Below are 7,512 nucleotides of genomic sequence, written 5' to 3'. Positions count from 1 at the left end.
CCCGGCACCCACGGTGCCGGGCACGCCCCGGTTCTGCGCGAACGGATGTGCGCCTAGCGCTGGAGAGTCAGTACACCCGGCCGCCACGGCAGCAGGTTGTAGTCGCCTCCCGCACTGGGGTTCTTGCCCTGGTACAGGAACTGCAGGTTGCAGGCGTCGACGGTCTTGGTCTGGTCGGGGTTGGTGCGGACCAGGTCACCGTGGCTGATGTCGTTGGTCCACGTCGCGCCGCTGTTGGCCTTGCCGGCGAAGGGGTTGCTCTCGCTGGCGGCCTGCGGGGTCCACGAGCCGCTCAGGCTGGTGGACGTGAACGACCGGAAGTAGCGTCCCTGGCTCCCGATCGCCTCGACGATCATGAGGTACTGGTTCTGGCCCTGCACCTTGTAGACCTCGACGCCCTCGAACAGGTTGTTCGTCGAGTCGGTCATGATCGTCGTGTAGGTCGAGCCGAAGCTGCCCGGGAAGTTCCCCAGCGGCATGCTCGACCGGTAGATCTTGCCGTTGTCCCCGGCGAAGAACAGGTACATGTTCTGGTCGTCGCCGATGAGGGTCTGGTCGATCACCCCGTACGGGGCGTCCGAGAGGGTGGCGGTGGACAGCGTCTGCGCCGAGGACCAGCCGTTGGCGTTCGTCGGGTCGCTCGACGTCTTGTAGCTGAACGAGGTCGGTCCCCACTGGTACGCCAGCACCCAGATGTTCTTCGGGGCGAAGTACAGCAGCGTGGGCGCCACCGTGCCCTGACTCATTCCGGTCTGGCTGGCCGAGGCCATGTCGGACCAGTTGGTGAACGTGCTGAAGTTCATCGAGCCGTACTGGCCGCCGCTGTTGACGTTCGACCCGTAGACCAGGTGCTTGCCGTTGTAGACCACGTTGGTGAAGTCCTTGAGCGAGACCCAGCCGTTCTGCGGGTTCGTCAGCGCGCCGGTCGACGACCAGCGGTAGGTCGACGGAAGCGCGCAGCCGCTCGGCGGACTCGTGGTGGGCGGCGTCGTGGTCGGCGGTGCCGTGGTGGGCGGCGCCGACGTCGGCGTGGTGCCGCCGAAGTCGGTCCGCCACTGCTGGTTGGTCTGCCCGTGGCAGTCGTACAGCTGGATCTGCTGGCCGTTGCCGGTGCCCCAGACGTCCAGGCACCGGCCGGACTGCACACCGGTGATGGTGCCGTTGGAGTTGATGTTCCACTGCTGGTTCGCGCCGCTGTTGCAGTCCCAGATGATGATTCCGGTGCCGTTGGCGGTGGCCGCGCCGTTCGCGTCGAGGCACTTGCTGCCGTAGACCCGCAACTGCTTGCCGGAGGTGTACGTCCACTGCTGGTTCGACTGACCGTTGCAGTCGTAGAGCTGGACGCGGGTGCCGTTGGTCTGCGTGGCGTTGGGCACGTCGATGCACCGGCCCGACTGCACCCCGACGATCCGGCCGGCGCCGCCGCTCGGCGGCGGGCTCGTGGTCGGGCTCACCGTCGGGCTCACGGTCGGACTCACCGTCGGGCTCACCGTCGGGCTCACGGTCGGCCCCGAGGTCGGGGGGGCCGCGTTGAGCGCGTTGAGGACGGAGTTGTAGGCGGCCTTCTTGTTGCCGCCGCCGTCGAAGAGCAGCGGGCTCTCGTTCGAGCGCCACGAGTCGCTGTCGCGTACGCCCCAGACGGTGATGCCGATGCAGCGGGGAACGTTCAGGCACGCCTGGGTCAACCCGGCGTACTGGGTGGTGGAGGAGTTGGTGACGTCGACCTCGGTAAGCGCCACGTCCACGCCGAGCGCGGCGAAGCTGGACAGCGTGGTCTGGAAGTTGCTCGGCAGCGAGCTGCCGCCGGTGAAGTGGGTCTGCAAACCGACGCAGTCGATCGGCACGCCACGGGACTTGAAGTCCTGGATCATGCGGTAGACGCCCTGCGTCTTGCCGTACGACCAGTTCTCGATGTTGTAGTCGTTGTAGCAGAGCTTGACCGACGGGTCGGCCGCCCGCGCGGTGCGGAACGCCACCTCGATCCAGTCGTTGCCGGTGCCCTGGAGGTTGGAGTTGCGACGGCTGCCGTCCTCGTTGAACGCCTCGTTGACCACGTCCCAGGCGGCGAGCTTGCCCCGGTAGTGGCCCATCACGCCGTTGATGTGGTCGATCATCGCCTGACGCAGGCTGCTGCCGCTCAGGCTCTGCATCCACCCCGGCTGTTGCCCGTGCCAGGCCAGGGTGTGCCCACGGACCTTCAGGCCGCGCTGGGTCGCCCAGTTGTAGATCTGGTCACCGGAGTTGAAGTTGAACTGGCCCCGCTGGGGCTCCGTCGCGTCCGGCTTCATCTCGTTCTCGGCCGTGATCATGTTGAACTCACGCGCCGCGATCGTGCTGTACGTCGAGTCGCCGAGCCGGCCCGCCGCGATGGCGGTGCCGAAGTACCGGCCCGACTGCGCGGCGGCCGCGCCGAGCGTGGTCGCGGCGGCGTTCGCCGAGGGCATCATCACCGCGACGGCGGCGACAGTCACGACGCTGAACGCGCCGGCGAGCAGCGCTCGGACGGCGGGTGATCGCCGTCGCCGAGTCCCGCCGCTATGAACGGATGGGCTCATTGCCATCTCGGCCTCCTTACTGGCCAACACCCGGGCCGCCGAGGGGCACGGCCGGACGTCTTCGATTGGGGTATCAAACTCGATCGATGCTAACCACGCGTCGGTCCAGACAATCGAGTTTTCGGAAATGTTTCGGAAATGTTTTGGCCTTGCGCGCGCGGCGTGGCCGGTCGCCCGGGTGCGGTACCGGCCACGCCGCGTCGATGAGTCAGGAGACCGTGCAGGCGGCGCCGTTCAGGGTGAAGGCGGCCGGCCTGGTGGTGCTGCCGGTGTGGGTGCCGTTGAAGCCGAAGCTCGTCGACGCACCCGGCGCCAGTGTCCCGTTGTAGGACAGGTTCGACGCGGTCACCGCGGTGCCGGTCTGGGTCACGGTCGCCGACCAGGCCTGCCCGACCTTCTGCCCGCTGCTTCCGAACGTGAACGCGAGCGTCCAGCCGTTGATCGCCGTGGTGCCGGTGTTGGCGATCGTGATGTTCGCGGTGAACCCGGTGTCCCAGCTGTTCGACGTCCAGGTCACCGCGCAGCCGCCGCCGGCAGGCGGGGCCGTGGTGGTGACCGTGACGCCGGGCGACGCGGCCGAAACGTTTCCGGCCGCGTCCACCGCCACCACCGTGAACGTGTACGTGGTGGAGGCGGTCAGCCCGGTCACCGCCAGCGTGGTGCCGGTGGCCGAGCCGACCAGAACGTTCCCGCCCCGGTAGACGCGGTAGGCGGTGACGCCCACCGCGTCGGTGGACGGGCCCCAGGTCAGGGTCAGGCCGGTCGGGCCGATCGCGGAGGCGGTGGGCGTACCGGGTGCGGTCGGCGCTGTGGTGTCCGACGCCGGGCCGGCCGGCGTGGTGACGGTGAGCGCGGCCGATGCCGCCGAGCGGTTGCCGGCGCCGTCGAGCGCCCGCACGGTGAACTGGTACGTCCGCTCGGGCGCCAGCCCGGTCACGGCCAGGGTGGCCCCCGTCGAGGCGGTGACGACCGGGTCGGCGCCGGCCGAGGTACGGGTCACCTCGTAGCCGGCCAACCCGCTGCCGCCGGTGTCGGTGGACGCGGCCCAGGTCAGCGTGAGCCCGCTGGACGTGACGGCGGACGCGACGGGCGTGCCGGGCACTGTGGGCGCGGTGGTGTCCGGGGTGGCCGGTCCGGGCTCCTCGCCCCAGACCCGCACCCCGCCGGAGTAGAGCGGAACCTTGCGGTTGGGCCCGGCGGTCACCTGGTACGACGGGTCGTTGGTCGGGTCCCAGGTGCCACCCTCCGGCACGCCGATCTTGAACTGGACCTCCATCCGGTGCTGCGACTGCCCGGCCGGGGCGATGGTGTAGCCGGTGCAGTCCACCTCGACGTACCAGATGTCGCCGCTGAACTGCTTGGCCGTGGTCGGCGACGGGCAGCCCTGGGTGTAGCCGGAGGTGACCTGGACCGGACCGGTGCCGTCGGGCCGGAAGTAGTACCGGAACTTGCCGGTGGTCAGGGCCCGGGCCGGGAACGCCGACTTGTTGTAGATGATCGCCTTGAGCCCGGTGGCCCGGGGTTCGGCCTGCATCACCGTGGTCTCCACGGTCAGCTCGTCCATGTCGGGCGTCTCGGCGACCGGAAAGTTGGCCAGCGCCGTGCCGCCGTACTCGGAGGTCAGCCGGACCAGCGCCGAGGTGAAGCCGGCGTTGTAGTCGGTGGCGACCTCGTTCATCACGTAGTCGGACCGGCTGTCGGTGTACGCGTCGTTGGCCGAGGACGGGCCGCCGACCAGCGCGCCGTAGAGGGTGTGCCGGGTCTCGACGGGCACCGTCTGGCTGTCCCACCAGGACCCGTGCGCGGTGCGGTGGTGCGGGTTCTTCGGTGCGTTGGCCCCGAACCCGATGACGTAGCTGGAGTTGCGCGGGTTGTCGCCGAGCGCGTAGTTGATCTGCCGGACGGCGAAGTCGTGGTAGCGCGCCTTGCGGGTCGTGTCGGTGGTCTTGTCGCTGTAGACCAGCGCGGCGAAGGAGGTGTTGGCCGCGTAGCGCAGCGCGCCCCAGGAGTCGAGCACCGCCATCCCACCGGGCGAGTACGGCACCCGCTGCCCGTTCACCCCGACGGTCCAGTAGTCCAGCCAACGGTTGGCGTCGTCGACGTACCTCTGCTTGCCGGTCAGGTTGGCCAGCAGCACGTACGCGCCGAACTGCTTGTTGTCCCAGGCGATGGTCCACTTGTAGGAACGGGTGGTGGACTGCGGCTCGGTGCCGAGCTTGTCGTACTCACTCTCGGCCTTGGTCAGGTAGCTGGCGTCGCCGGTGGCCCGGTAGAGCCAGATCGCGCCCCAGACCAACTCGTCCTGGTAGCCGCTCCACGACTTGTAGAAGGAGGCCGCGTCGGTGATGCACTCGCTGTAGGACTTCCGCACCGTGTCGGCGAACGTGTAGAGCTGCCGGGCGTGGGTGAGCAGCTTGTCCGCGTAGGTCGCGTCGGTGGGCCGGAACACCATCGAGGAGGCGGCCATCGCGGCCGCCGTCTCGCCGGCGAGGTCCGCGCCGCCACAGCTCGCATCGATCTTGTACGCCGGCCGCGCCATCGGCAGCACCTCGGCCGGGCCCCACCACTTGTGGTCGTCGTCGCCCTTGCCGACCTGTCCGTAGAGGACGTTGGCCGACGGGTGCGCCTTGATGAAGTAGTCGTTGACGAAGCGCAGGTTGTTGAGCAGGTGCGGCAGTTGACCGGAGGCCGTGTAGCCGCTGCGGTACTCCACCGCGCCCCACGCCAGCATGGTGGCGCTGAACGCCATCGGGAAGCCGAACTTGACGTGGTCGCCGGCGTCGTACCAGCCGCCGGTGAGGTCCAGCCCGGCGGCGGCCCCGTCGGTGAGCGCGGAGTCGCCGCGCCAGGAGACCCGGTTCCAGTCCGGCAGCTTGCCCGACTGCTGCGCTTCGTAGAAGAACAGCGACTTCTGCAATGCCTCGGCGTAGTTGAAGGCCGGCGCAGCGGACGCGGGCCCGGCCGGCGGCGCGGTGACCGCGAGGGACAGCCCGGTGAGCAGGGCGACGCCGGCGGCCAGCAAGCGCCGGGGCCAGGGCTGGTCGGCGACCGGCGACCGGCCGGGGTGGCCGGTGGACGGCCGGGTCAGGTGGCGCATGAAGGGCTCCTGTCGGAGGCGCCGCCGGCGGTCGCACCGACGCGGGACGGCGTGGGGGCGGCACGGCCACCGGCGACAGCGGGGTGGCGGTGTGACCACGGGGAGGCATGGAAGCGCTCCCATGGATAATCGACAATGTAATGGGCGGGCCGTCGGTTGGGAAGCCTGCCGGCCGGAGCCGAGCCGCGGGGGCCACTTCCGTACTCGCGGGTAACCACTGCGGACCATCTCACACCATCGATACATTTCGATTAATGCTTGATGTTTTCGCAGCTCACGGGGTGCGCTTCTGGAAAGATCCTCGCACCGCGCGGACGCGTCGGCGGCCAGCCAGACAAGCGTACGGTTGCTGACCCACTACCGGGCGCGAGACAGTACCGATCATCAGCGGTGCCGTCGACGCCGCCGCTCCCCGGTCAACCCTGAGGAGAACGCGATGGCACTACGACTCGCTGACGGCACCGCCTGGTCCGACGCCCTCGCCCGGGCGGTCGCCGCCACGCCGGAGGCGTTCGGCGCTGAGGTGGACGGCGTCACCACGCTGCACAACCTCATCGAAGGTGACTGGCGGGCGGTCGGCCACCCGGCGCCGGTCCGCACTCCGGTCGACAACAGCGTCGTCATCAACCTGTCCCGACTCGACGCCGACACCGCCCGCGCCGCGGTCGCGCACGCCGCCGCCGCGCACCGGGCCTGGGCGCGTACCCCGCTGAGCGATCGCAAGGCCCGGGTCTGCGACGCCGTGGACGCCCTCACCGCCCACCGTGACCTGCTGGCGCTCCTGCTCGTCTGGGAGATCGGCAAGCCGTGGCGGCTGGCCTGCGCCGACGTGGACCGGGCGCTCGACGGCGTCCGCTGGTACGTGGGCGAGATCGACCGGATGCTCGCCGACGGCCGCGAGCCACTGGACGGTCCCGTCAGCAACATCGCTTCCTGGAACTACCCGATGAGCGTCCTCGTGCACGCCGAGCTGGTCCAACTGCTGGCCGGCAACGCGGTCATCGCCAAGACCCCGTCCCAGGGCGGTGCGGTCTGCCTGACCGTCGCGCACGCGCTGATGCGTCGCGCCGGCCTGCCCGCCACCCTCGTCTCCGGCGGCGGCGAGGAACTGTCCGAGGTGCTCGTCCGGGCGCCCGAGATCGGCGCGGTGGCGTTCGTCGGCGGCCGCTCCAACGGCGGCAAGGTGGCCGCCGCGCTGCTCGACAGCGAGAAGCGGCACTTCATCGAGCAGGAGGGCCTCAACGCCTGGGGCATCTGGAACTTCTCCCAGTGGGACCTGCTCGCCGCGCACCTGAAGAAGGGCTTCGAGTACGGCAAGCAGCGCTGCACCGCGTACCCCCGGTTCGTGGTGCAGCGCGACCTGGTCGACGAGTTCCTCGACATGTACCTGCCGGTCGTGCGTTCGGTCCGGTTCGGTCACCCGCTGGCCGTCGGGGACGACTGGACGGCCGGTGACCCGCTGCCCGAGCTGGACTTCGGGCCGCTGATCAGCGCCGCCAAGGCCGACGAGCTGCACCGCAAGGTCGACGAGGCGGTGCGCGGCGGCGCGGTGCCGCTGCACCGGGGCAAGCTGACCGGAGCGCCGTTCCTACCCGGGCAGGACACCTCGGCGTACGTGGCGCCGTCGGTGCTGCTCGCCCCGCCCGGCCGCTCCCGGTTGATGCACGCCGAGCCGTTCGGCCCGGTCGACACGATCGTCGTGGTGGACACCACCGACGAGCTGCTGGCCGCCATGAACGCCTCCAACGGCGCGCTCGTCGCGTCGCTGGCCTGCGACGATGCTCGCTCCCCCGCTGGTGGCCGCCGGCGTGACGGTGGGCGCCGCCGCCCTGCTCACCCGAGGGCTGCACCTGGACGGGC

General features: G+C 70.0%; 3 protein-coding genes. 1 reads left to right on the top strand and 2 read right to left on the bottom strand.

Annotated elements, in window-relative coordinates; genetic code table 11:
* Window positions 1–53: 53 nt before the first annotated feature.
* The gene (locus AB0J68_RS22625) at window positions 54–2,561 is read right to left on the bottom strand and encodes a non-reducing end alpha-L-arabinofuranosidase family hydrolase (RefSeq protein ID WP_363940397.1); all 2,508 of its coding nucleotides are present in this window, start codon (window positions 2,559–2,561) and stop codon (window positions 54–56) included.
* A gap of 202 nt (window positions 2,562–2,763) precedes the next feature.
* Window positions 2,764–5,652: a glycoside hydrolase family 9 protein gene (locus AB0J68_RS22620; protein WP_363940396.1), complete on the bottom strand. Its 2,889-nt coding sequence runs from the start codon at window positions 5,650–5,652 to the stop codon at window positions 2,764–2,766.
* A gap of 436 nt (window positions 5,653–6,088) precedes the next feature.
* Between AB0J68_RS22620 and AB0J68_RS22615 the strand changes: the two genes are divergently transcribed.
* A partial coding sequence (locus AB0J68_RS22615) for an aldehyde dehydrogenase family protein (protein WP_363940395.1) occupies window positions 6,089–7,512 on the top strand: 1,424 nt, incomplete at its 3' end.

Source organism: Micromonospora sp. NPDC049580 (assembly GCF_040675595.1).
Classification (GTDB): Bacteria; Actinomycetota; Actinomycetes; order Mycobacteriales; family Micromonosporaceae; genus Micromonospora.
The sequence above is the reverse complement of the archived record's forward strand: the minus strand, read 5'-3'. Positions and strand labels throughout refer to the sequence as shown.